Source organism: Paenibacillus sp. 19GGS1-52, assembly GCF_022369515.1.
Taxonomy (GTDB): domain Bacteria; phylum Bacillota; class Bacilli; order Paenibacillales; family Paenibacillaceae; genus Paenibacillus_AQ.
Genome location: NZ_CP059724.1, coordinates 5,891,697 through 5,915,251, shown reverse-complemented (window position 1 = coordinate 5,915,251; position 23,555 = coordinate 5,891,697). Strand labels below are relative to the sequence as shown.

The 23,555-nt window shown below is 47.0% G+C and carries 19 protein-coding genes; 12 read left to right on the top strand and 7 right to left on the bottom strand.

Annotation, left to right across the window (positions count from 1 at the left end):
* Window positions 1–27: 27 nt before the first annotated feature.
* The 3 genes from H1230_RS27420 to H1230_RS27410 form a co-directional block, all read right to left on the bottom strand.
* Window positions 28–1,149 carry an amidase domain-containing protein gene (locus tag H1230_RS27420; protein WP_239712968.1) on the bottom strand — a complete coding sequence of 374 codons (1,122 nt, stop codon included), beginning with the start codon at window positions 1,147–1,149 and terminating at the stop codon, window positions 28–30.
* The gene (locus H1230_RS27415) at window positions 1,146–1,712 is read right to left on the bottom strand and encodes a class F sortase (RefSeq protein WP_239712967.1); all 567 of its coding nucleotides are present in this window, start codon (window positions 1,710–1,712) and stop codon (window positions 1,146–1,148) included. The genes H1230_RS27420 and H1230_RS27415 overlap by 4 nt, the downstream gene beginning before the upstream one ends.
* Before the next feature lie 121 nt (window positions 1,713–1,833).
* Window positions 1,834–2,151, bottom strand: a complete 318-nt coding sequence (locus H1230_RS27410) for a hypothetical protein (RefSeq protein WP_239712966.1) — start codon at window positions 2,149–2,151, stop codon at window positions 1,834–1,836.
* Window positions 2,152–2,327: 176 nt separating this feature from the next.
* On the opposite strand from H1230_RS27410, the gene H1230_RS27405 reads away from it, so the two are divergent.
* Both H1230_RS27405 and H1230_RS27400 read left to right on the top strand, forming a co-directional pair.
* Window positions 2,328–3,737: a deoxyguanosinetriphosphate triphosphohydrolase family protein gene (locus tag H1230_RS27405; RefSeq protein WP_239712965.1), complete on the top strand. Its 1,410-nt coding sequence runs from the start codon at window positions 2,328–2,330 to the stop codon at window positions 3,735–3,737.
* 212 nt (window positions 3,738–3,949) lie between these two features.
* Window positions 3,950–5,725, top strand: coding sequence for a methyl-accepting chemotaxis protein (locus H1230_RS27400; RefSeq protein ID WP_239712964.1), 1,776 nt, complete (start codon window positions 3,950–3,952; stop codon window positions 5,723–5,725).
* 72 nt (window positions 5,726–5,797) lie between these two features.
* Here the strand turns inward: H1230_RS27400 and H1230_RS27395 are convergent, their stop codons facing one another.
* Entirely contained in the window at window positions 5,798–6,754 is a 957-nt protein-coding gene (locus H1230_RS27395; protein ID WP_239712963.1) for a D-2-hydroxyacid dehydrogenase, read from the bottom strand.
* Window positions 6,755–6,842: 88 nt separating this feature from the next.
* Between H1230_RS27395 and thpR the strand changes: the two genes are divergently transcribed.
* The 3 genes from thpR to H1230_RS27380 all read left to right on the top strand — a co-directional run bounded on the left by thpR (window position 6,843) and on the right by H1230_RS27380 (window position 9,185).
* Entirely contained in the window at window positions 6,843–7,448 is a 606-nt protein-coding gene (gene thpR, locus H1230_RS27390; RefSeq protein WP_239712962.1) for an RNA 2',3'-cyclic phosphodiesterase, read from the top strand.
* Between the two features lie 81 nt (window positions 7,449–7,529).
* Window positions 7,530–8,429 (top strand): cell wall hydrolase, encoded by a 900-nt coding sequence (locus H1230_RS27385; protein WP_239712961.1) that lies wholly within the window; start codon window positions 7,530–7,532, stop codon window positions 8,427–8,429.
* Between the two features lie 72 nt (window positions 8,430–8,501).
* Window positions 8,502–9,185 (top strand): metal-dependent hydrolase, encoded by a 684-nt coding sequence (locus H1230_RS27380; RefSeq protein WP_239712960.1) that lies wholly within the window; start codon window positions 8,502–8,504, stop codon window positions 9,183–9,185.
* Window positions 9,186–9,266: 81 nt separating this feature from the next.
* On the opposite strand, the gene H1230_RS27375 is transcribed toward H1230_RS27380, so the two are convergent.
* Window positions 9,267–10,454 carry an MGDG synthase family glycosyltransferase gene (locus H1230_RS27375; RefSeq protein ID WP_239712959.1) on the bottom strand — a complete coding sequence of 396 codons (1,188 nt, stop codon included), beginning with the start codon at window positions 10,452–10,454 and terminating at the stop codon, window positions 9,267–9,269.
* Window positions 10,455–10,717: 263 nt separating this feature from the next.
* Here H1230_RS27375 and H1230_RS27370 point away from each other — a divergent pair, with 263 nt between their 5' ends.
* From H1230_RS27370 to H1230_RS27340, 7 genes are all read left to right on the top strand, one after another.
* Window positions 10,718–11,293, top strand: coding sequence for a TetR/AcrR family transcriptional regulator (locus H1230_RS27370; protein WP_239712958.1), 576 nt, complete (start codon window positions 10,718–10,720; stop codon window positions 11,291–11,293).
* A 180-nt stretch (window positions 11,294–11,473) separates the two neighbouring features.
* Window positions 11,474–13,828, top strand: a complete 2,355-nt coding sequence (locus H1230_RS27365; RefSeq protein WP_239712957.1) for a YhgE/Pip domain-containing protein — start codon at window positions 11,474–11,476, stop codon at window positions 13,826–13,828.
* Window positions 13,829–14,298: 470 nt separating this feature from the next.
* Window positions 14,299–18,894 (top strand): glutamate synthase large subunit, encoded by a 4,596-nt coding sequence (gene gltB / locus H1230_RS27360; RefSeq protein ID WP_239712956.1) that lies wholly within the window; start codon window positions 14,299–14,301, stop codon window positions 18,892–18,894.
* Between the two features lie 257 nt (window positions 18,895–19,151).
* Window positions 19,152–19,475: a PadR family transcriptional regulator gene (locus tag H1230_RS27355; protein ID WP_239712955.1), complete on the top strand. Its 324-nt coding sequence runs from the start codon at window positions 19,152–19,154 to the stop codon at window positions 19,473–19,475.
* Entirely contained in the window at window positions 19,459–20,067 is a 609-nt protein-coding gene (locus H1230_RS27350; RefSeq protein WP_239712954.1) for a DUF2812 domain-containing protein, read from the top strand. Before H1230_RS27355 ends, H1230_RS27350 begins: the two co-directional genes overlap by 17 nt.
* Before the next feature lie 116 nt (window positions 20,068–20,183).
* A complete protein-coding gene (locus H1230_RS27345; protein WP_239712953.1) occupies window positions 20,184–21,110 on the top strand; it encodes an ABC transporter ATP-binding protein in 927 nt (308 codons plus the stop codon).
* A complete protein-coding gene (locus tag H1230_RS27340; RefSeq protein WP_239712952.1) occupies window positions 21,103–21,900 on the top strand; it encodes an ABC transporter permease in 798 nt (265 codons plus the stop codon). The genes H1230_RS27345 and H1230_RS27340 overlap by 8 nt, the downstream gene beginning before the upstream one ends.
* Here H1230_RS27340 and H1230_RS27335 read toward each other — a convergent pair.
* Together H1230_RS27335 and H1230_RS31455 are read right to left on the bottom strand one after the other, a co-directional pair.
* Window positions 21,897–22,346: a bactofilin family protein gene (locus tag H1230_RS27335; protein ID WP_239712951.1), complete on the bottom strand. Its 450-nt coding sequence runs from the start codon at window positions 22,344–22,346 to the stop codon at window positions 21,897–21,899. The genes H1230_RS27340 and H1230_RS27335 overlap by 4 nt on opposite strands.
* A gap of 38 nt (window positions 22,347–22,384) precedes the next feature.
* The gene (locus H1230_RS31455) at window positions 22,385–23,530 is read right to left on the bottom strand and encodes a M23 family metallopeptidase (protein WP_275590999.1); all 1,146 of its coding nucleotides are present in this window, start codon (window positions 23,528–23,530) and stop codon (window positions 22,385–22,387) included.
* Between the last annotated feature and the right edge of the window lie 25 nt (window positions 23,531–23,555).

The following is a 23,555-nucleotide window of genomic DNA, read 5'->3' as shown; positions in this document are numbered from 1 at the left end:
CGTTATGCTGACAAGCTGGTTTATTCCTTAATCCTTGATGTGGATAAGCGTATATTTTGTATTTCGATCCCATCCCAAATCAAATGGAACCCGGTAGCGGTCGGCGGTGTGGGAATTGACCAGCGGATAACCATATTCATCAAATCCAACGACTATAGAGAAATGATCGGTGTCATCCTGGTGCAAAATATAGCCAATTAAATCGCCAGGCTGAAGCTGTGAGATAGCGCCTTCAGCATATCTCTTCGAAGGAGACACAATCCCATTGTAATCGCCTTTAGCGATCATATTCGCATACCCGGAGCGCAGGAGAAAATGACTGAAGGAATCAGTCTGCACCCAAGTCTTGGTGCCTCCTGATTTGTAGAAATAACGCCAACCGCCGATCATCGGCAAACCGCCGCCTTCTTCCGCATCACCGACAACCTGGGAAGCGAAATTAGTACAATCCCCGCCTTTACTTGTGTAATCTAAGTATTTATTATTGTAACGATTTTTATTTCCGGCTCCCCAAGCAGTGCCTGCATATTTATTTGCATATTCGACGGCACGGGTACGGTTGTATTTTTTGCTGTTGTGTGTAACTGTCTTGTGCTTTACAGATGGAGCTAATCCATTTGAACCTTCCGCAATTTTGTTCGGATTCTCATCAAGCGGATCCAAATACCATTCACGCTCGATGGTCCACTTTCCGTTACTTTTTTTCAAAGTCATGAAATGCCTCGTACCTACTCCAAAGGATTGCGCGGGTAGAATTTTGTCGCAGTACACATAACTGATCTTAAGTGACTGCACCAATGAAATTTTTGCGGTTTCCTCAGTAATATTCAAGCGGATAATGCGGATGTTGCTGTTGGCTTCCACCAGTTTAATGGACCTTTTATTAGCCCACTCATTAATATAAGCCGTCCGGTTGCGTTCATTCTGATAAGCATTTCTGCTCAGTGCTTGATTTGTAAAATAATATTTCTGAAGCCGATCCGTCTTGCGGTCGACCAGTGTATATGCTCTTTCCGCAAACATTTGCTTAAGTGTCGTTTCAACCTCTTCATTCAGCTTGCTTTCATCTGCCTTCGTTGTATCAATAGGGAGATAAATTGAAGCAAGGAGACAAATTATAACCAACACTAATTTCTTAATCAGATTCATAATTCACCTTCCAGCTTCGTAAAGACAATCAGTCTTTTCTCATGTTCTTTTTTCTTTCTGCTATATCTTCCAGTACAGGTAATCAGGTTTAACCGGGGATCTTTGGTTTCACCAAATATTCGCTTAAGTGGAGCCTCGGATGTTACGAAGATCTCCACCGACTCTACAAGATAAGTCAGTTTACGTCCGCTGTTATTGGAGACAATAATAGCGTCTCCGCGCTTTAGCTTTTTCAAATTAAAAAAAACTGCCGGGCCCGTATAGCTGTCTACATGCCCGTCCAAGATGACATTTCCTTGTTCACCGGGTAGGACACCTGGGTAGGAAATTCCAACGAGATCCGTTTCCTTGGGTACACCTATTTGTCCGTTAGTAAGGACCGCTACCGGCTGGATTTGCGCGCTTACTCCAATTGCTGGAATAACAAGTGAGGTAGGGAGAAAAGGCTTGGGTAGAGCTGGCTTTATATTATTTTCCAGTAGAATGGATTTATCGGGTGCAGCTATTTTGTGATCCAGGGTCTGCAAAGGCTTAATTTGACTGCTATTCCCGCTAACCTTCACTGGATGTGTGTCCTTGCATCCCGCACAAGTTACAGCGATGATGATTGATATTAGCGTATAGATACATTTTTTCATGGTTTAAGAAAAGAAAGAGGGGGATATCCACCCTCTTTCATCCTTTCTACTCGGTTTGTTCGCTTGCACCGCCGAAGCCTGTTTTTGGCAACTCGGTTGCTTTTATCTTAATGCTTTTAGCCTTAATGCTTTTGGCTTTGAGACTTTTTTTATCGATAGTTTTGTGTTTAACGCTTTTCGCTTTAATACTCTTCATGTGCTTTTCCTTCTCATGCAATTTGTGCTGAGCTTTTTCTTTGTGTATCGATTCTGCATGTATTTTCTGCTCATGCTTCTCAGGCGGTGCGGTCGGAGCTGCGTAAGCAGCAGAAGCAGCAGATAAGAATAAGCAAGCTGAGACAATAGCAACAGATAGTCTCTTCATAAAGTGAATTCCTCCTAAAGTTTTTTTCCCCTTTAAATAATATCTCCGTAAATCTTTATTTTAGGTTGGTGAATTATTCCCATTTGGAGGGCCCATTCTAATTTAGCGTGAAAGTTTATATGGAAATGACTTATAATTAACACTAATACAGCATAATGAATAGGGGCAGCAAAGAGATGACACTTATTGAGAAAAGAGAGCACAGGCAGTACCCGGAGATTACTCGGCTGGAAACGTCAAGAGCCGCCTATGAACGCGATTATTCGCGTCTGATTCATTCGCCGACCTTTCGTCGGCTGCAAGGGAAATCACAGGTGTTTGGTGCAGGTACCGGGGACTATTACCGGACGCGCCTTACCCATTCCTTGGAGGTAGCGCAGATTGCTCGTGAGGCCGCCAAAAGCCTGCTGCGTTCCTACCCGGAGGTAGAAACAGGGCAAGCAGAGAATCCCGGTCTTGTTATTGATACGGAGGTGGTGGAATGTGCGGCTATCGCTCATGACTTTGGCCATCCGCCGTTCGGGCATAAAGGGGAAGAGGTGCTCGACAGTATTCTGCAGCAGCTCATCGAAGACAAGACGAACGAGGAAGCTAAACGGGCAGATGCGGGCCCGGTACAACGGCAGCTGATTCATGAGAATATGAAGCGGCGGTATGAACATTTTGAGGGCAACGCTCATAACTTTCGTCTGATTATGTTCCTGGAGAAACGCGAGAATATTGACGGACTCAACTTGTCTGATGCTGTACTGCTGGGAATTAACAAATACCCTTTTCCCGGCACCGTGCTCAAAAAGGGCATGTATCTGCATGAATGGAACTATATCTCAAATATCCGCAGCCAGTGGGGCATCCCTGCCGGCAAGAAGACGCTGGAAGCCCAGCTTATGGATTTGTGCGATGATATCGCCTATTCGGCACATGATCTGGAAGACGGCATAAAGGCCGGTAAGATTGAGGTACATGAGCACTTTATGAATGATCCCTACACCCAACGGTTAGTTGTGGAAAAGATCACGACGCTGGAAGATTTCTTTTGGAAGGACTGGAAGGAAGAGGGCATCCGCGCTAAAGTTGCAGAGGTATTAAGTTCGTTCCTTCGAGTCTGGGAAGAGAAGATGCCTACCTGTGAAAATGATTATTCTCGAACCCGCCGTGAAGTTAAGGCTTATTGGGTGAGTACCTTTGTTGCCAGCCTCGGAGTTATTCCGGATGGGGATTGGAAGAAGGTCACTTTTATTAAGGAAGGTCAAGAAGACGAGGATATGCTGCGGACGGTAAGTGTGCTGAAAAGCTTTGCCTGGGTTACGATGATTCGTGATTTGCGTGTTCAGCGGCTGCAGAAGAGAAGCGAGTGGATTTTGCGTCGGTTATGGGCGGCTTTCCTTGATCCGGAAACCTCAAAGGCGATCATTCCTTCGGACTGGCTGCAGCGTTTTGAGAAGGATCAGTTGCAGATCAAGCCGATCTGGACTTGGGAGCATATGGTGATTGATTATATCGCCGGAATGACGGATTCTTTTGCCGAAAAAATCTACAATGAGCTATACGGTCTGAAGGTCGGTTCGATTTACGATTTGGATTAGTTAGTTCTGAGCACAGCCCGGCCGTTTGCTAATGGTGCGATAAAGAGGCAACGCCGGTGCTGGAACGCTTAAAGGATTGGCATCTGTTCATGTTTGTTTGTGCAATGTGCTGAAATATTGATAGCATCTATTTTTTTGCTTGTTTATGAAAATGAAAAGTAACACTATGTAAGAATATGAAATGTTTTTGAAAAGGTTTAGGGGGCGTACATATGAAAAAAAGTCCGGGAGTTAAGGACTCGGCTGGCAAGAGGTTCGGAGGAAAATTTACAAACGTGGTGCAGAACAGCAGACAAAGCATCAGTTTCAAGATGGCTGCCAGCTATGCCGTATTGGCGCTCTTGTTTTTGCTTTCCGGATTAACTTCAATTTATCAAATGAATGGCATGCAGAAGAATACGGATGATCTCGTCAGCCAGATGATCCCTGCGCTGGAGAGAATCCACAATCTTAATTATTACACCGAGCATATCATGTCTATTAGTATGCAGCATATTCAAAGCTCCGATCAGGCGGAGAAAGAGAAGCTGGATGAGGAACGGAACCAGTTTATCCGTAAGGTAGCAGATACCATGAAGAGCTATTCGCAAACACTGGAAATAGAAGCTCAGAAGCAGCAATTTCAATTGGTGAGCGCTAAATGGACTGAATACTTGAGCATTAACAACCAGGCGATCAAGTTGAGTACCTCGGAGGATGATGAGCTGGCATTGGAAGTATCCAATAAGGGAATATCCGCCTTTAATTCGATGCAGACCGACCTGGAGGTTCTGGTTAAGAATAGTCAGGATGAGGCTGCGGCCAAAGGTGCAATGTCAGTTCGTATTTTCCATACTTCTCTTACATTGATCATTATAATGATTGTGCTGGTTCTGCTAGTTATTGGAGTGATCAATAGTTTCATTCGCCGCAATTTTATCAATCCCCTAAAAAGAGTAACCGGGCATTTACAGCGAATTGCCGGAGGTGATTTGACCGCAGAGGATACTTTTATCGCTAATCAGGATGAAGTCGGATTGTTGGCTAAGACTGTGAACGAAATGAACAGAGCTTTGCTGGAGATTGTGAATCGTATCCGCAATGTCTCACAAATCATCGGAGATCAGAGCGAAATGTTGGTGGGTTCGATATCGGAAACGAAGGAAGGTGGCATTCAGATCGCTGCCACTATGGAAGAATTAGCAACCGCCGCTGGAAGTCAAGCTGAAGCGGCTGTAGATGCTTCCAAAGCTATAGAAGATCTGAATATGCTGATAGAAGCTTTTTCAAATAAAGGCAATGAGCTTACGCTTCATTCTCAGCAGGTACTGCTTAAGGGTGACCGCGGCCAAGTATTAATGGAAAGCTCAGTGGCTCAGATGGGGCAGATCTCAGCAGTTGTATCGCAATCGATGGAGAATGTACAAGAGCTGAATCGTAAGAATGAAGGGATCTTCCGGCTGGTAGGTTCTATCCGCAGCATTTCCGAGCAAACCCATTTGCTGGCGATTAATGCTGCTATTGAAGCGGCGAGAGCTGGGGAGAGCGGCCGTGGCTTCGCAGTCGTAGCCACAGAGGTTCGCAAGCTGTCGGAGGATGTGCAGCGGACCGTTTCGGAGATTACCGGGATTACACAAGGGATTCAGCAGGAGTCACAAGAAGTGGTTAGATCGTTGCGTGAAGGGGTCAAGAAGACAGAGGAAGGCAGCCGTCAAATTGTTGAAACGGGTGAAGCTTTAGCCGAAATTAACCGCTCGGTTCAGGGCATGGCAGCAACGATCGAAACGATGGGTACTGACCTGCAGCAGATGACGGGGTCCAGTGAATCCATGAATGAATTCAGCCAGCATATCTCGGCATTATCTCAGCAATCTGCAGCAGCAGTAGAGGAAACAGCCGCTTCTATCCAAGAGCAGGTACACTCCACGAGTGAAGTGGCAGCAGCCATTGAGTATCTGAAGAAGTTATCTGGAGAGCTGAAGGAATCTGTAACCCGATTTCAGGTGTGAAGTAAGGGAATGGGGTGTCCCAGTAGCTGATAAATGGCTACTGGGACACCCTATTTTTCAAAATATAGGAATTTAATACTGGCGGCTGTAATCAATCAAATTACGTGTTGGTGTTCCTGTTTCTAAATATGATTTCATATTGTGGATGAAAATATCAACGACCCGTTCGGTATAGCGGTCTGTTACCCCAGCACAATGGGGAGTGATGATAACCTGCTCCATAGCCCAGAGAGGATGATCCTGCGGTAGAGGTTCTGTCTCAAATACATCCAGCCCTGCTCCACGGAGATGTCCGCTAGTTAGAGCTGCAATCAGGTCTTCTGTATTAGTGGTATCGCCCCGGCCGATGTTAATATAATAGGATCCCTGCTTAAAGGCGGAGAAGATAGTGGAATTAAACAAATGTTGTGTTTCATCGGTAAGCGGGAGCGAGTTGATAATGAAATCACCCTGGCTTACGGCTTCCTGTAAATGATCGGTGGTGAATACTTGATCAAAATCAGCCACTGGATGGCCTGAACGGCTGACACCGATCGTCTTCATTCGGAAGGCTTTGGCAATTCGGGCTGTTTCACTGCCAATAGCTCCAGTGCCGGCTATAACGGCTGTTTTGCCGGAGAGCTCGCTTTCACTGCCATCCGAGTGCCACAGGCGGTTCTGTTGATTGCGAACTGCTATATGCAGGTTCCGTGTAAAGAGCAGCATGAAGCCAAAGATCACTGCTGAGATGGGTTCGGCATGAACTCCAGTGGCATTGGTTAGGAGAATGCCACGTTCTGCCAAGCGTTCAAGCGGTAGCTTCTCAATTCCGGCAGACCAGGTCTGCAGCCAGCGGAGTGCTGAATCTGGGCGCAGCAGTGTATCGCTGATGCCTTTGGCCCAGCCGATGACAATTTCCGCCTCTCCAAGTTGCTGCAGATCAGGATTCTTGGAGTTTCCCTGTAGTAATGTATAACCTGGGGCAACGGCTCTAATACTCTCTTGCTGCTGAGATGTAAGTGGCTGAAAATAGATGATGGATTTAGTCAAGTTGTTTCCCTCCCGGTATACTATTTAATAAATGTGGACAATGTATAGGTTTAAGGATAACAAATCTACTCGAAAAGGTGAAATTGCGATGGAAATGAAGAAACCTGCCAACCAAACCGAGCGTCTGTTCGTTGCAATCAAATTACCTGCTGAGGTTCGTGAAGCTATGGGACGCATCAGCAACCGCTTGTCACAACAATTGCGGTTTGCCAAATGGACATTTCCTGAGGATTATCATATTACGCTGCAATTTTTGGGTGACACCCCTGTGGAGGATATTCCTGCTATAATCAAGGCGCTGAAGCAGGTGGCTGCGGAAAGTACACCCTTTGAATTGACGTTACAGGAGTGGGGGACATTTGGTACCCCGGCTGCTCCACGAGTATTATGGGCGGGTCTTTCCGGGGATATGGACAAGCTGAAACAGCTGCAGCAGAAAGTAACTTTGGCTACACTTCCCTTGGGATTTACGGCCGAAGCGAGGGAATATAATCCCCATCTTACCATGGCTCGAAAATACCGCGGCGACACTCCTTTTAGTGCTGACTGGCTTCAAGACTTGCGTATGCAGGAGGTTGAAGTGGAGTCTAGCCTTATAGGCAGTTACTGGACGATCGATAGTATTATGGTGTATGCTACCATGATGCATGCCATTCCTATGTATGAAATTATTGAAAACATAACATTTTTCTAAAAAAATCGACAGGAAAGTTTTCAAAGCTTCCATTTTCGGTTACATACAAATAGGAATGTGCCGTAAAATAGGAGGAATAAAATGTTAATATTTAAACAAAACCGCTGTATTGCGCTACTTGTTGGCGTGATCCTAGTGTGTTTCTCTGCTATAAGCTTGCTATATCCTGGTCAAGTCACGGAGGGGAAGCTGCAAAAAGTTCAATTGGTTAAGCTGCAGTCAGTCGGTCGGGCTTCCGTGCTTGCTCTTGTGCCACACGTAGCGTTATCTAGTGGGACAAAGATAAATAGTACTGTTCATTCTAGTCTTACTAACATAGCCGTTCATCTTAGTCCCGCCTGGAAGCCGGAACAAAGAACGGAATGGGTTAGCCGACACCAACTTGCGCAAGCAGCTACTGCACAACCTGCCAGTGTTCACGTGAAGGCTGCTGTAGTCACAACTTCGCTAGCAGCGCAGAAGGTGCAGAAACAGACAGCAATAGCAACAAAAGTGAAGCAGGCCGTTGTCAAAAAGGCCGTGATCACGCAGCAACATCCCCCCGCAATATTGTTCTTCTCACGGACGAAGCTATTAAGCCAGGATCAGCAAAGTCAGGCCACCTGGAAATACGCAGTATCCGAAGAAGACCTGCTTCTGCTGCAGAAGATTGTAATGGCAGAGGCGGAAGGCGAACCGTACCAGGGCAAGGTGGCAGTCGCCAACGTTGTTCTGAATAGGCTGCGGTCAGCCAATTTTCCCGACACGATATACAAAGTAATCTTTCAAAAAAGCCAGTTCAGTCCTGTAGCGAACGGACGGTTTGAACGGGTGACGCCCAATGGAGATAGTATAAAGGCAGTAAATGCTGCACTTTCCGGAGTGAAAGAAGTCACTGATGACACCTATTTCTTCCTGTCGCTAAAGCTCGCCCAAGATCTTACAGTGAAGAATTCGCGGGAGTATGCCAAGACGATCGGGGATCATACTTTTTATAAATGATTTGACGAATCTGTTAGCCTCAGCTATATATAGGGTAAACTAAACTATATGAATCAGGAGGGAACAGCAGTCATGAAAATCACCTATTACGGCCACTCAGCTCTGCTAGTGGAGACAGAGAGTGCCAAAGTTATCATTGATCCTTTCTTGTCAGGTAATCCGAATTCCGGTATTTCACCAGAAGAGATTTCTGTAGATGCCGTTCTGCTTACTCACGCTCATTCCGACCATTTTGGAGATGCTCTAGAGATCGCCAAACGTAACGATTGCCCAATATTTGCTGTCTATGAGCTTGCGGACTATTGCCAGGCTAAGGGAGCAAAGGTTAAGCATATGAATATTGGCGGCAGTCATACTTATGGTGCCATTACCGTCAAATATACTCAAGCCTTTCATTCTTCTTCTATTCAAGAGGGCGAATTCTGGATTTACGGCGGGCAGCCTGCGGGCATTCTGTTGACGATTGAGGGCAAAACTTTATTCCACTCTGGTGATACAGCATTATTCGGAGATATGCGTCTGATTGGAGAAAGAAATGCAATTGATATTGCCGCCTTGCCCATCGGTGATATGCTGACTATGGGACCTGATGATGCGTTGCTGGCTGCACGCTGGCTACGGGCAGAGAAGGTCATTCCCTTGCATTATAATACGTTCCCTGCTATAGCTCAGGACGGTGCTGATTTCTGTGACCGTCTGAAGCAGGAGGGAATCGAAGGCTTTCCACTTAAGGCGGGGGAGAGTATAGAAGTCTAATTAATCTCACGGCGATCATAACAAAAAAAGCAGGCAGGTCCAGAGAAACTCGGACTGCCTGCTTTTTTGTTATTCTGTTCCTTAAGGTGTCAGATATACAGGTTCTTCATTTCGGGCTTGTGCCCGTAAACCTTGGGCTTCTCTAGCCCTATCTGCTGTTTTGCCCAGCATCTCCAGTACAGTTGTAGCGCAATTGCTCGGCTGATGGCGGTCCGGTGCAAGCCTGCGTCTGCGCTGCTCTTCCAGGTCTGCATATTCACGAAGCAGCATCGAGAACCATTTGTTCACTACGGTGGCATCCAACACTTCTGCTAAACCAAGCTCAACAAAGTATTGGCAATTCTTCTCTTCCTGGCCGGGAATGGCTTTATAGAAGAGCATAGGGATTCCCTTAGCTTGACCTTCCGTACAGGTCATCCCACCAGGCTTGGTAATCAGCAGGTCGGAAGCATCCATCAGCTTATTGATTTCACTGCTGTAGCCAAGAATTTTTACATTGGGATGCTGGAGTAGAGGGTTAGCTCGCATCTTTGCTACTAATTTGTCATTGCTGCCCATGCAGAATATGAGTTGGATCTCACCCATCCTCGCTGTGAGGGAGTTCATGATTTTTTTGCCGAACATCAATCCCCAGCCTCCGCCCATTATGAGCACTGTCGGAATATCGGAAAGACCCAGTTCTTTACGCAGCAGAGTCTTGTTGGAACGTTCCCAGAACTTTGGATGAACCGGAATTCCGGTCACTGTGACAAGCTCAGGAGCGATTCCCCGACCGGTCAGGATCGACTTGACCCGTGGAGTAGACACTAGATAGCCATTAACCTCCGAATTGACCCAGCTGCCGTGGGCATCATAATCGGTGATCAATGTATAGAGCGGCACGTTGAGTCCACGGCGCTTTAATCTGGAGATGACGGCCCCCGGGATGGGATGGGTGCAGATAATCAAATCCGGCTTTAGCTGCTCAATGACCTGTGAGGCATGTGTATAAAAAATCCGGTGAAGCGCCAGCTTGGTCAACCGGTTCAGTGATTTATCATATTGTGTTTTATACATCATGCCGACCAGCTTTGGCTGACTGCTGACCGTCTTTCGGTAAGCGGAAAGAATCCAAGGAGCTACAGTCGGGTTAAGGAACTTACCCAGTTCAATAACTCGGCACTGAACATCGGGGTTCAGCAGCTTGATTCCTTCGGCTAGAGCATAGGCTGCCCCTGTGTGGCCCGTACCGAAGCCTTCCGAAAACAGCAGTACTCTTTTCTTTCGCATAAGTTCACCTGCTACTTTCCTACTCGATAGAATTGCTAAGTCTCTTCTTATTATACTAGGAAAAACGCTTCACTTCTCACATTATACAAATTAGACGTAAATAGAAAGTTAAAACACTGCAAAAATTAAAAATATAAATATTTGCCCGGAGTCTTGCAAAGGCAACGACAAAGTGCTAAAGTAATAAATGACCAAGTGACCGGATTAGTAAAATGGTCAATAGCGCATGGCAACGATATTTTCTGGAGAAAGGAAGTGTATAGATGGCTGTGATAGATCGAAGGCAGCAAGTGCTGAAGGCCGCGACTAAATCTTTTTCACTATTCGGCTATAAAGCAACTACAATGGATCAGGTCGCTAAAATAGCGAACGTGGGCAAGGGAACTATTTACACCTTTTTTACAAATAAAGAGCAGTTGTTTGATGAGATCCTGCGCGATGTAACGTTAGAAATGAAGTCGATTGCCGAACGGGAAATCAAACGTGACAAACCCTTCTTTGATAATCTGCACCGTGTGCTGGATGCTCTGCTGGATTTTCGAAGCGAACACGAGCTATTCATTAAGCTTTCCCAGGAGAATCGCGAAGTCGGAACGCCGCAGGCGCAAGAAGGACTAGACAAGATCGAGAACGTTGTTCTTGAGTATTTGGAAAGGGAGGTGGAATTCGCGATTCGTCAGGGAGAGATTAAGCCCTGTGATTCCAAAATTATATCAATGGTAATGTTCAGACTATATATTGTACTGACTGCTGTACTGAACAAGATACACGAACCTTTGAGCAAAGAGGAAATCAAGACGTACTTTCATTTATTTTTGGCTGAAGGACTGGCGCTGTAAGTGTGAGGCTCACGAATCAATAAGCGAGTAGTTGCCAACAAGGATAGCGCTCGGTAATTTTTTATGCCCATGACTGACTAAGTGGGGGAAATGGTCATACAGTATTACTGAAAATTTCACAAAATAGCATTTCATACAAAGCAATTAAAGAGAGCATATGAGCATAAGGAGAGAACCAGAATGAAATCATTATCCGTATTTACCAAGGACCTTGGTGCGGCGCTTAGAAATCCGAAAGTGCTTATTCCGATGTTCGTTGTCCTGTTCATTCCAGTGCTGTATAGTGGATTGTTCCTGAAAGCATTCTGGGATCCATACGGCAAAATGAGTGATTTGCCCGTCGCTGTTGTGAATGAAGATAAGGGTGCCGAATATGAAGGCCAAAAGCTTACTGCCGGAAATGACATGATTGCAGAGCTCAAAAAGACCGATGGCTTCCAGTGGAATTTTGTCACCCGCGAGCAAGCAGATGCCGGACTTAAGGACAATAGTTATTATATGGCGATTGTGGTCCCAGAAGACTTCTCTGCGAAAGCTACGACACTTCTGGATGATGAGCCACAGCAGGCTAAGATTATTTATGAGCCGAATGAAGGCTACAACTTTCTGGCTGGCCAGATCGGCGGTACGGCTGTAAAGGATATTAAGACAAAGGTTTCGGCTAAGGTAACCGAAGCTTATACAGAATCAGTATTTGATAAGATTACAGAAATCTCCAGCGGGATCAGTGAAGCCGGAGATGGAGCAACCCAAATCGCCGATGGTGCAGGGAAGCTGGATGACGGTGCTGTCAAGCTGCAGGAGAATCTTCTGCTGCTGACAGATGGTACTGGGAAGCTGCTGAATGGTGTAGCGCCGCTTACTAAAGGCGTAACTGATCTGAATACCGGTGCAGCGGCACTGGAATCCGGCAGCAGCACGTTGGCCGGCGGCTTGCAGCAATTGTCTGCTGCACATAAGCAGCTTCAGGATGGCGTTACGCAAAGCACTGCCGGCAGCAAGCAATTAAGTGACGGCTTGCAGAAGACGGCAGCGGGTGCTGCACAACTGCAGGCTGGAACACAGTCAGCAGTAGAAGGCACTACCAAGCTGCAAGCAGGAACTGCCTCTGTTGTGGATGGCAGTGCAAAGCTGCAAGCAGGCTTGACCTCCTCTGTGGATGGCAGTGCGAAGCTTGCAGCGGGTTTGAAGGCTTCGACAGATGGCAGCGTGAAGGTAAGCGCAGGCGCTAAAGCGGTATCCGATGGGCTGCAGCAGCTGGCGAAATCCGATCCACAGCTGGCAGCTAGCCCAGCCGTACAAAAGCTGCTGGCAGCTAGCGCAGCAGTCGCTACTGGAAGCGAACAGCTGCAGCAGAGTCAGCAGCAGTTAGCCGAGGGCGCAACTGCGCTGCACAGTGGTCAGGAACAGCTAGTGCTTGGTGCAGATCAGCTGCACACAGGTGCGCAGCAGCTGGATGCGGGTGTAACTCAGCTGCACGCGGGTGCTCAGCAGCTTAATGCAGGCAGCACACAGCTGCTGAATGGTCAGAAGCAGCTGTCTCAAGGTGCATCCACGCTTGCAGCCGGCGGCAATAAACTTGCCGCAGGAATGAAGCAGTTCGGCGCGAAACTTAGTGAAGCTGCCGCAGGCGGCACTCAGCTTGCCGCAGGTGGTAAAGCGCTCGAAGCCGGAACCTCGACGCTCTTGAGCGGCGTAGGCCAGCTGGGCAGCGGTATCAGTTCCGTAGCTGATGGCTCGAAGCAATTGTCTGATGGTGCAGGCGAGCTGAAGAAGGGCATGGATGATCTGAAATCCGGATCGAGTGAATTGGCAAGCAAGCTCACGGATGCTGCAGCACAGACAAGTACTGTGAAGAAAACAGATGCAATGGTGCAAATGTTCGCTCAGCCTGTAGAAATTGAGACGCAAGTAGTCAACGAAGTGCCGAACTATGGCACGGGTTTTGCTCCATACTTCCTGTCACTTGGGTTGTTCGTCGGTGCCCTGATCTGCACACTGGTTATCCCTATGCGTGGGTCGGAAGTTATCGGTGCAAGCCGCTTTAACCGCTTCATCAGTCGGACATTATCCTTCTCAATGATGAGTTTGATCCAGTCACTCTTAGCATCCATTGTCGTCTTGTACGGTCTGGGGCTGAATGTACAGAATGTACCCCTCTTCTACGCATTCACCTTTATTACAAGTATCTCTTTCATGTGGGTGATTCAAGCCGTGGTAACTTGGCTGGATCAACCGGGACGTTTCGTTGTTATCGTACTTCTTATATTCCAATTAACGACAAGCGCGGGTACGTTCCCACTGGAATTGATTCCAAACTGGATGAAGTTCTTCAATCCATTACTGCCAATGACGTATAGTGTCAGAGGTTTCAAGTCCGTGATCTCTACTGGTGATTACAGTGCGATGTGGGCAGATGCAGGTACACTTGCCATTTATGGAATTGTCTTCCTCGCACTTACACTGGCGTACTTCATGACCCGAGATCTGGAAAGTGAAGTTGAAGTCACAAGTGAACAAGTGTTGACTGTATAATTCGACAATCAAGAAGAAACGGCTTTGCTGTCCTTTTTAGGGATGGTATCCGTTTCTTCAAGAAATATAAGGATAAGTTATCGTGTGAACATATAAATTCTTATATTTTTAAAAAGTTGGAAATATAACAAAAGAGCGCCCCCAATGGGGTGCTCTTTTGTTGTAAGCTAATAAATGAACGTTTTTGCAATGTGACAAGCAGGGTAAACATTGATTAAAACGTTTACATTGCATAAGTGCTTATTCGGTTTTTGTGCATATTTATGCACTGGGGAGATTTTTTACGCTTTTATTCACTAAAGCTGTGCTGCAAAAGCATTTGTTAATCAAACTCATAAAAAAGTTTAAATTGCGCTCATGTCAGGTCGATGATAAAATAATATAACCAATCTGCCTTGAATATTTATTAAGATTTAATGTGAAATATTTCTTGAGATAACTTCCACTTTATAATAGAAAGGTTGCGTGAGATGAGACACACTGAACTGCCCAGCAAACAGGGCCTTTACGATCCTCAGTTCGAAAAAGATGCTTGTGGCATGGGGTTTGTAGCCCATATTAAAGGCAAACCGTCCCATGATATTGTAACTAACGCTTTAACTATGCTCTTTAATATGGAGCATCGGGGAGGCCAAGGAAGCGAACCTAACTCTGGTGACGGAGCTGGTATCATGCTGCAAATTCCGCATCGTTTCTTTGCCGGTGAAGCCAAGAAACTTGGTTTTGAATTGCCGAAGCAAGGACATTATGGCGTGGGCATGATCTTTTTGTCACATAACGAGGAGATTCGCGCTCGCCATGAAGCTCTTCTGAGCGATATTATCGCTGAAGAAGGTCAAGAAGTGCTCGGTTACCGTGACGTGCCTACCTATGATGAAATGCTGGGCAAAACGGCTAAAGCCGCCAAACCTTATGTACGTCAAGTATTTATCGCTCGTTCAACTGCGATTTCTGATGATATGGATTTTGAACGCAAACTGTATGTTATCCGTAAACGCGCCGAGCTTGCTATCCGTTATGGCAATGTAGAAGAAAGTGAATCCTTCTACGTGCCAAGCTTATCCTGTCGCAAGATCGTATACAAGGGTATGTTGACTACTGTGCAAGTAGGACAATTCTATCTGGACCTGCAGAGTGAAGAGCTGGAATCGGCTATCGCGATGGTTCACTCCCGTTTCAGCACCAACACGTTCCCTAGCTGGGAGCGGGCGCATCCCTATCGCTTTATGATCCATAATGGCGAGATTAACACACTGCGCGGTAATGTAAACTGGATGCACGCTCGTCAATCACTGTTCAAGAGTGAAGTCTTCGGAGAATCCTTAAGTCAGATCAAACCGGTGATTAACCCAGATGGTTCGGATACAGCGATGTTCGATAATACCTTTGAATTCCTGTACCTTAGCGGACGCTCCCTGCCACAGGTTGCCATGATGATGGTTCCTGAACCTTGGAGCAACCATAATAGTATGGATGAGAAGAAGAAGGCTTTCTATGAATATCACAGCACCTTGATGGAGCCATGGGATGGACCAGCAGCGATGGGCTTTACTGACGGCGTGCAGATTGGCGCTATTCTCGACCGTAACGGTCTGCGTCCAGCACGTTATTATGTAACCAAAGACGATATGATTATATTGTCCTCCGAGGCAGGAGTGCTAGATATTCCCGCAGAGAACATCCTTTACAAAGACCGCTTGAAACCAGGACGTATGCTGCTTATAGATACGAAGGAAGGCCGCATTATTTCTGATGAAGAGGTTAAAGCGTCGATTGCTTCCGAGCAGCCGTACCGTGAGTGGCTGGATGAGCATTTGATCAGCTTGGCCGATCTTCCGGATGCACCGGAGCTGCCTAATCCGAAGCACGACAATGTACAACAGCTTCAGCAGGCTTTTGGCTATACGTTTGAAGATTTACGCAAGGTGCTGGAACCCATGGCATCAACGGGTGCGGAATCCGTAGTCTCGATGGGTTATGATTCTCCACTGGCTGTGCTGTCGGATCGGCCGCAGCGGCTCTATAATTACTTCAAACAAATGTTCGCCCAGGTAACCAATCCGCCAATCGATGCAATTCGCGAAGAGCTGGTTACGTCTACAACTACGACAATCGGACCTGAGCGCAACCTGCTGAAACCGGAACCGGAAAGCTGTCGACAGATCACGCTGGATACACCAATTCTTTCCAATGAGGATTTTGCCAAGATCCGCCATGTCCGCCGTGCAGGCTTCAAATCGATGTCGATTCCAATTCTGTTCCCGGCTGAGCTTGGCGGAGAAGGCATGCGGCTCGCCCTTGAACGCATGAACGAGGCCGCTGACCGTGTCATGGCCAAGGGACATAACATTCTTATACTGTCCGACCGCGGTGTAGACCGTGAGAATGCGGCGATTCCGGCATTGCTTGCCGTGTCCAGCCTGCATCACCATCTAATCCTGCAAGGAACACGGACTAAAGTGAGCATCTTGCTGGAATCCGGTGAACCACGTGAAGTTCATCATTATGCGCTTCTGCTCGGCTATGGCGTAAGTGCGGTAAATCCGTATCTGGCCTTCGAAAGTCTGGATGATATGATCGGCCAAGGCCTGCTGCGTGGAATCTCGCATGAGAAGGCTGTGAAGAATTATATTAAAGCGGCGACTAAGACCGTTGTCAAAATATTGTCCAAAATGGGCATATCCACGATTCAGTCGTACCGTGGTGCGCAGATTTTTGAAGCGGTGGGCTTGAACTCTGAATTCGTGGACCAGTATTTCACCTGGACGCCTTCCCGTATTGGCGGAATTGGTCTCGAGGAAGTGGCTATTGAGGCTCTTACTCACCATAACCGTGCTTTCACCGAGAAGGACGGCAATGATAAGGTACTTGATTCCGGTGGCGAATATCAATGGCGCAGCGATGGGGAGGATCATCTGTTTAATCCGCAGACGATTCATATGCTTCAGCACTCTGTACGCAGCGGCGATTACGAGTTATATAAGAAATACGCTACGCTTGTTCAGGGAGAAAGCGAGAAGTTTCAGACCCTTCGTTCGCTGCTGCAGTTCAATTCACCTTATGAGTCCATTCCGCTGGATGAGGTAGAATCAGCCGCCTCTATTATGAAACGCTTTAAGACAGGGGCAATGTCCTTCGGTTCGATCAGTAAGGAAGCGCATGAGACGCTGGCAATCGCGATGAACAGAATCGGCGGCAAGAGCAATACCGGCGAGGGCGGTGAAGATCCGGCGCGGTTTATTCCGGACAGCAACGGCGATTCCCGCCGCAGTGCCATTAAACAGGTAGCATCGGGACGTTTCGGAGTCACTTCGAATTATCTCGTTAACGCAGATGAAATCCAGATCAAGATGGCACAAGGAGCTAAACCGGGAGAAGGCGGGCAGCTTCCAGGACGTAAGGTATATCCTTGGGTTGCTGAGGTTCGCGGCTCTACGGCAGGCGTGGGTCTAATCTCACCTCCACCGCATCATGATATTTATTCCATTGAGGATTTGGCGGAGCTGATCTATGATCTGAAGAATGCCAATCCACGTGCTGCGATTAACGTTAAGCTTGTATCTGAGGTTGGTGTAGGCACGATTGCGGCCGGTGTGGCCAAAGGGCGTGCTGATATTATCCTGATCAGCGGTTATGACGGCGGGACAGGCGCATCGCCTATGAACTCTATCCGTCATGCAGGTCTTCCATGGGAGCTGGGTCTGGCTGAAACTCATCAGACTTTGATGCTGAACAATCTGCGTGACCGAGTTGTATTGGAAACAGACGGTAAGATGCTGAGTGGCCGCGATTTGGCGGTAGCCGTATTATTGGGTGCCGAAGAGTATGGCTTCGCCACAGCACCACTTGTATCAGTTGGATGTATTATGATGCGTGTATGTCACATGGACACTTGTCCGGTTGGTGTAGCTACTCAGAATCCAGAGCTTCGTAAGAACTTTACCGGAGATCCACAGCATGTCGTTAACTTTATGACCTTTATCGCCGAGGATTTGCGGGAAATTATGGCCAGTCTTGGCTTCCGTACCATTCAAGAAATGGTAGGTCGTACGGATTGTCTGGATGCTGTGCAGGCATCGCATCACTGGAAGAAAAAAGGTGTAGATCTTAGCAGCTTGCTGCACACTCCAAAATTAGCAGAAGGAAGCACACGTTACCGTAGCCAATATCAGAACCATGGCCTTGAAGAGACGCTAGACGTCTCCACACTGCTGAAGCTGGCAGAACCTGCCTTGGAGAACGGAACGCTTGTAGAGGCTTCTCTGCCCATTAGGAACGTTAACCGTGCGGTTGGTACCATTCTGGGCAGTGAACTGACACGTAAATATGGCGCAGCAGGTTTGCCTGACGATACGATTCGTCTGAACTTCACTGGTTCTGCAGGACAAAGTTTGGGTGCATTCATGCCGAAGGGAATTACGATTACGGTTGAAGGCGACTCCAATGACTATGTCGGTAAAGGTCTATCCGGCGGCAAGATCATCATCAAACCATCACCTTTGGCTACTTTTGCAGCTGAAGATAACATTATTATCGGGAATACGGCGCTTTACGGAGCAACAGGCGGCGAAGCTTATATCAGCGGTATCGCCGGCGAACGATTTGGTGTCCGCAACTCTGGGGCAAATGTTGTTGTAGAAGGCGTGGGCGACCACGGCTGTGAATACATGACCGGCGGACGCGTGGTAGTGCTTGGCGAGACTGGTCGCAACTTTGCGGCGGGCATGTCAGGTGGTATTGCTTACGTGTACGACCCTGACAATACTTTTGTCAGCCGCTGCAACCTGGAAATGGTATTGCTGGAGCGGGTAGAAGAGCCAGAGGAAATTGCTGAGCTGCAGGGCCTGATTGTCCGTCATACGGAGCTTACAGGCAGTGTGCTTGGATCACGGGTACTTGAACAGTGGGCAGATAATTTGCCGAAGTTCGCCCGTGTAATTCCGAAGGATTATAAACGTATGATGCAGCAGATTCGTAAGGTAGAAGAAAGCGGACTGACGGGTGAGGCTGCTTTGATGGCCGCTTTTGAAGCGAATATGCGCGAGCTCGCACGTGTAGGTGGCTAATTCATGGCTATTGAAATACAGCCATTTATACAATCAATAAGGTCGAACTGAATCACAGGCATCACTAACAAAGGGGCTTGACGTGCTTCCGCTTGCGGAAGGGGTCAGGTCCCTTTTTATAACCCTTATATTTCTTCTTGAGGCTTGCGTAGTTCACTAAGAACAATAAAAAAATATATTATATACAGTTGCAATATACAGTTGAACTGTATATAATATGACTATATAGTTCAACTGTATATAAAGGTGGGAGCGTAGTGAATAGAAATTCTTTGTTACCTTTAACAGAGACAACGTATTACATAATGTTAGTGTTACAAGAACCTGCCCATGGCTATCTAATTATGCAAAAGGTAGAAGAAATGAGTCTGGGAGACGTACGGATTGCCGCTGGGACGTTATATGGTGCAGTTGAAAATTTACTGAAGCTTCAATTAATTGAACGAATTGCAGATGGTGACAATCGGAGAAAGGTTTATGTACTAACGGCAAAAGGACGTGAACTTTTAGGGCAGGATGCTAAACGAATGAATCATATGACAAGCCTTTTAAAGGAGATGGATTATGATGTGGAAATTTAAGCTGTTTGTTAATTTTAGGAAAGAAGAAGAATGGTTAAATGTGTGGCTTCAGAAGGGTTATGAGTTAATAAAGGTAAACAGAATGGGGATTTATACTTTTAAGACAACCGAACAACGGAATCAAGTCATTAAGATTGACTTTCAAGTATTGAAAACCAAAGGTCACTTAGAGAATTACGAAGCTCTGTATGAAGAATTCGGCTGGAGGCATATTGCTGGAAACAAAGGATATTCTCATCATTATTTAATCAAAGAGAAGGATGGTCAGAATATACTTTTTTCCGACAATCCTTCTGAAGCTGCTCTTTACAAACGTCTGGCGACGTATTACGGGACCGCGGCGATTATACCGTTTGTATTTCTTTTTAATCATAATGCAGTGACATTTTTTTTAAATCCGAAAGCAGCTTATTTAACCCAGGGCCTATGGCAAATGGAGAATTCGGATTTCTGGTCCGCATTCCTATTTGAAACTCCGTTTGCATTCATGAGAATTAGTTTGGTTTGGATTTTTCCCATAATTACATTGATATTTTTATATAACTTTTTTAAATATCAGACCATTGCAAAGAACATCAAGAACAAATTGTAGCTGCTAGGGGAATGGAGCAATGATTAGTAGAACTGTGACTCCCATTAATTTAATTCCAATTTTCAAAAAAAGGATATATGTGGTAAAATGTGTTTTAGATGAAAGGAAGTGAGACTATGCCGAACACGGCAGAAAAAGTGGAACCTGTAGCTCGCCTGCAGGGAGTGAGCAAGAAAATGGGCGCCAAGACGCTAATTAGCGATCTAACGCTGGATATTCCAGCGGGTCAAATTTTTGGTTTCCTAGGGCCAAATGGAGCAGGGAAGACAACTACGATCCGGATGATGGTGGGTTTGATCTCCATTAGCAGCGGTGACATTCTGATCTGTGGCCGCAGTATTAAAGATCATTTTGAAGAGGCGGTAGCCAATATTGGCGCCATCGTAGAGAATCCTGAAATGTACAAGTTCCTGAGCGGATATCAGAATCTGCGCCAATATGCGCGCATGGTGTCAGGTGTGAGCAAACAACGGATTGATGAAGTTGTAGAGCTGGTAGGACTTGGAGCGAGGATTCATGACAAGGTGAAGACTTACTCATTGGGCATGCGCCAACGGCTTGGCGTAGCTCAGGCGCTGCTGCACCGGCCGAAGCTGCTGATTCTGGATGAGCCGACGAACGGGCTAGATCCGCAGGGCATCCGGGAGCTTCGTGACTATTTGCGCCGCCTTTGCCAGGAGGAAGGGACGACTGTTTTCGTATCCAGTCACTTGCTGTCCGAGATGGAGCTGATGTGCGATAGTGTAGCCATCATTCAGAATGGACGGCTGGTAGATGTGAAACAGCTGAAGACGGTAGGAGATGTCATTATGCCGATCGGTGAAACCTTGTTTGAGGTGGATGAGCCCGAAGCAGCACTGGCACTGATCGGTCGCGGAGTCTTAAAGAACGGAGGCATTGTCCTCGCAGCAACACGGGAGGAAATCGCCGAATGGAATGCAAAGCTGGTGACAGGCGGAATTAAAGTGTACAGCATCAAGACACTTGCCCGCTCGCTGGAGGATCAATTCTTGGAGATCACAGGAGGTGAAGGTATTGGGTAATTTCGCTGCTCTCATACATAATGAGAATATCAAAATATATAGTCGAGTCCGCACATGGATTATGCTGATTATTCTGGCAGTCATGAGTGCGCTGATTCCGGTGCTAGTCTATTTCACGGGCAATGGGGATTCTAATTCCGGAGGTATGGGGGTTTGGGATAATTTCCAGGTGAGTATAGCGATTGCATTTTTCCTAAACACGATCTTTACAGTTGTTGTGGCCTCGGACTCCGTGGCGGGCGAATTTTCCTGGGGGACGATCAAGCTACTGTTGATTCGCCCGTGGAGCCGCTCCAAGATATTGCTCTCTAAATACATTGCATTGGTATTATTCAGTCTGCTCAGTACGGGTGTACTGATTGCCTTCGGTTTGGGAGCATCGCTCATTTTCTCGTCAGGTTCCAGTGAGGGAGTGGCGGGTATGAATTCAAGCTGGAGTCCGGCACAATATTCTTTCCTCGTTATCCTCTGTCAATTTATTCAGCTGTTCCTGACTGCCGGGATCGCCTTCATGGTGTCCAGTGTATTTCGTGCTAGTGGTCTGGCTATAGGGCTGTCGCTGTTTATTATATTTGCGAGCGGCATCTTCAGCCTTCTCTTTAATCCGGATCGGTTTGAATGGGCACGATATTTAATCTTCAATCACATGGATCTGTCGGTTTATATAAACTCGGACACCGGAGCGGGTGGATCTACACTCGGTTTCTCGATTGCGGTGCTGGCAGTCTATTATGTCTTATTCATGTTGGTTTCCTGGATCGTATTCCGCAAAAGAGATGTCGCCGCTTAACCAACCTCCAGAGTGCCTTGTGATTTGGAGGATCGTTTAGCAGCTGTCTTGTCCATATGGATATGGTTCTCCGGCTCGCCCGCTGTTTCAGGGGCGGGCTGTTCTTTCATGGCCACAGCTCCATTAAGCAGGCTGCCCTCCATAATGCTTAGCGTTCCCGCCAGGATATTGCCATAGAGCTGACCTGTGTCTGTCATAATTAGCCTGCGCTCAGCATTCACGTTGCCGAATACCTTACCGGCAATGACAATCTCCTCTGCACTAATACTGGAACGGACTATTCCTTGTTCACCTACTGTAACTGTACCGCTGCAATGAATTTCACCGCTAAATGTCCCCTCTATCCGCAGATTGGTATCGCAATGTACCTTGCCCTCCAGTGTTCCTCCGTGTCCGATCAGAGAGTCTGTAGCTTTGATTGAAGTGCGCTGCTGTCTCTTCCACATTGTTAATTCCTCCATTCTATTCTTGAATTTAAGGGCCTTCAGGGTTTGACATATGTTAAGGGGTTCACCGGCTTGTTCTGCTTCACTACTTGAAAATGAAGATGAGGTCCCGTGCTGCGCCCGGTATTTCCTAATAAACCGATCTTTTGCCCTTTGGCCACCTTGTCTCCGACAGATACAACCATACCGTTCAAATGCATGTACCATGTCTCAAGACCGTTCGAATGCGTGATAATAATATACTTACCACGGGCTCCCATTTGTTCTGCAGTCGTAATTTGACCATCCATGGCTGCATAGACAGGATCTCCTATATTTCCGGCGATATCGATACCGGCATGATAGGCCGATACGCCCTTAAAGGGATCGGAGCGGTAACCAAAGTTCGAGGAGATGACCTTAGATAGAGTAGGCCAGAATACAGCTGGCTTTAGCTTGGCTTTTTCCACCAGTGCCTTTTTGGCCTGAAGATTCGCATGTACGGTGTTGGCTTCCTTTGCCTCAGTAATTGTGTTGGATATACTATCAACCATCTCATCAAGCAGACTGCTGATTTCGGCAAAATCATCCTTAGTTTGATTCACCAGCTCAAAGGGATCATTCTGGTGGACAGCGATATATTCGCCGCCTACCTGAGGGGTGACTATACTGCCAAGTGCAGCGCTGATCGCTCCAAGCCGAAAGCTGACTGCGCTCAGAGAAGAAAAGGGAGTGGCAGGCGGAATCCCAAAGGTAGCCCCGGAGGGTGCTGATGAGGTCGTCTCGTTGGATAATCCCTTTGTACCGGAGGTTGTGCCAGAGGTAGAAGCCTTGCCTTTGTTAATCAGTGATTGCAGCTGTTGTTCCAGCTCACTCACACCTTTAAGCTTGCCTTTGATATTCTCCGCTTCCTCAGAGAGCTCGGTCACTTGGCTGCGCAGCTGCAGCAATGTCTGATCCTTATCGGCGACTTTCATTTCCATACGGAGATTGGTCAGTGTGAGTGCTGCTGCTTCTGCTTCCAACTGGGAGATGGATTGTGAGGCATGATAATGCATGGAGGTGACCAGACTAGAGATGGACAGCACGGCCGCAGCCGGCAGGGCTAACGCCAGCGGTCTTGATAGCTGAAGCTGTCTGACTGGACGCCCTGCATCCTGGACAACGAGCAGCGTAATCCGGTTATGATCTGGCTGACTCTTCATGGCTTCTCCTTCCTGCGGCCTATCA